Source organism: Micromonospora globispora, assembly GCF_003857015.1.
Lineage (GTDB): Bacteria > Actinomycetota > Actinomycetes > Mycobacteriales > Micromonosporaceae > Micromonospora > Micromonospora globispora.
Window position 1 is genome coordinate 1 of the sequence record NZ_QGGF01000639.1, and the last position, 2275, is coordinate 2275.

Annotated in this window: 2 protein-coding genes; both read left to right on the forward strand. The window is 74.0% G+C overall.

Annotation, left to right across the window (positions count from 1 at the left end):
- Positions 1-310 precede the first annotated feature (310 nt).
- Positions 311-520, forward strand: coding sequence for a hypothetical protein (locus tag DKL51_RS31205; protein WP_109948261.1), 210 nt, complete (start codon positions 311-313; stop codon positions 518-520).
- Positions 521-595: 75 nt separating this feature from the next.
- Positions 596-2098 carry a replication-associated recombination protein A gene (locus DKL51_RS31210; RefSeq protein WP_124813058.1) on the forward strand — a complete coding sequence of 501 codons (1503 nt, stop codon included), beginning with the start codon at positions 596-598 and terminating at the stop codon, positions 2096-2098.
- The last annotated feature ends 177 nt before the right edge of the window (positions 2099-2275 follow it).

The following is a 2275-nucleotide window of genomic DNA, read 5'->3' on the forward strand; positions in this document are numbered from 1 at the left end:
GGCTGCTGCCGCCCGCCGGCCCCTGCTCGGGCGGCAGCAGCCAGACCACCCCGCCGTCGCGCCGCCAGCCGCGCGGCTCGTGGTCGCGCCAGAGCGAGTGCCGGACGTACGGGTGGTGGCCGGCCGCCTCCAGGATGGCGTCCCGACCCTCCAGGACCTGGTCGGCAGTGATCATGCGGTCAGCCTAGAACGCCGACGGGGTGCCTCGGCGGGGACCCGGACCGGGCCGGTCCACCGTGGAGATTGGCGAACAGACCGATTGGGTACATCAGGGGTCGGACCTACTGGGACCCCTCACCGGAGGAACGACATGCTCGCCATTCTCGCGGCCATCGTGTTCGGTTTCGCGTTGCTGATCGACTTCCTGAACACCAACTTCGGCGCGCCCGACCTGTTCAACACCCACACCCTCATGCTGATCGGCTTCCTGCTGCTCTCGCTCTACCTGGCCGGCGTCGGCCGGGGCCCGGGCGGTGGCGGTGGCCGCTGGTATCGCGGTCGTCGTCCGGGTCGCGGCTGACCGCAAGCGATCATCCCGGGCGTGGTCCGCGGCGCGATTCCGGCGTCGCGCGCCACGCCCGGTACTGTTTCCGTGATGGAATCCGACGCCCTCTTCACCCTCGGCGAACCCGCCGGCGCGCCCAGCGCCCCCGCGGGTTCCGGTGGTGTGGACGGCTTCACCACGGTCCGGGAGGACTCCCCGCTGCCGGTCCGGATGCGGCCCGCCTCGATCGACGAGCTGGTCGGGCAGGACCATCTGCTCGCGCCCGGCGCGCCGCTGCGCCAGCTGGTCGGCGGCGCCGCGCCCATGTCGGTGATCCTCTGGGGGCCGCCGGGCAGCGGCAAGACCACCATCGCCCACCTCGTCGCCCGGGCCACCGACCGCCGCTTCGTCGCGATGTCCGCGCTCTCAGCCGGGGTGAAGGACGTCCGGGCGGTGATCGACACGGCCCGCCGGCAGCGCCGGGCGGGCGGCCCGCCGACCGTGCTCTTCATCGACGAGGTGCACCGGTTCAGCAAGACCCAGCAGGACTCGCTGCTCGCCGCGGTGGAGGACCGGACGGTCACCCTGCTCGCCGCCACCACGGAAAATCCGTACTTCTCGGTCATCTCGCCGCTGCTGTCCCGCTGCGTACTGCTCACCCTCCAGCCGCTCGACGACGACGCCGTCCGCGGTCTGCTGCGCCGCGCGGTCGCCGACGAGCGGGGCCTGGGCGGTGCCCTCACCCTGGCGGCCGACGCCGAGGACCACCTCGTTCGCCTCGCCGGCGGTGACGTCCGCAAGGCGCTGACCGCCCTGGAGGCGGCGGCCGCCACCGCCACCGCGCTCGGCACCGGTCGGATCGACCTGGCCACCGCCGAGCAGGCGGTCGACGTGGCGGCCGTCCGGTACGACCGGGACGGCGACGCCCACTACGACGTGACCAGTGCGTTCATCAAGAGCATGCGCGGCTCGGACGTGGACGCGGCGCTGCACTGGCTGGCCCGCATGCTGGTCGCCGGCGAGGACGCCCGGTTCATCGCCCGGCGGATGGTGATCTTCGCCAGCGAGGACGTCGGGATGGCGGATCCCACCGCGCTGACCGTGGCCACCGCCGCCGCGCACGCCGTCGAGTACGTCGGCCTGCCCGAGGCGCAGCTCAACCTCGCCCAGGCGGTGATCCACCTGGCCACCGCCCCGAAGTCCAACTCGGCCACCACCGCGATCGCCGCCGCGATGGCCGACGTACGAGCCGGCCGGGGCGGACCGGTTCCGCGCGGGCTGCGGGACGCCCACTACTCCGGCGCCCGTGGCCTAGGGCACGGCGCCGGTTACCGCTACCCGCACGATGACCACCGCGGCGTGGTCACCCAGCAGTACGCTCCGGGCGACCTCGTCGGGACCGACTACTACCAACCCAGCGGTCACGGCGCCGAGCGGGCCGTGGCCGGCCGGCTGCCGCTGCTCCGCCGGATCGTCCGCGGGCTGCCCGTACCAGCGACGCGGCCGGAGACGGCGGCGTCGGCCGCCGTGAACGGTCGGCACCCGTCGGACCCGGAGCAGGTCAGCGCGGCGAATGAGGGCGGCAGCGACGCCGTCGGGGAGGGTCAGCAGTGATGGCGCGTGGTCCGGAGCGGCCGGAGGACGGCCCCGACGAGCGGCGGGACCCTCGTGCCAAGGGCCGCCGGTGGGGGCGGGGCAGAGCCGACGCGGAGCCGGAGGACGCGAACGGCGAGGAGTTCGGCTGGATCGACGACCTCCGTACGGCTAAAGAGCAGCGCACCGAACTGGGCC

Excerpts from the sequence above, each read along its gene's own strand:
- DKL51_RS31205 (WP_109948261.1), top strand. The coding sequence starts at position 311 with ATGCTCGCCATTCTCGCGGCCATCGTGTTCGGTTTCGCGTTGCTGATC.
- DKL51_RS31210 (WP_124813058.1), top strand. The coding sequence starts at position 596 with ATGGAATCCGACGCCCTCTTCACCCTCGGCGAACCCGCCGGCGCGCCC.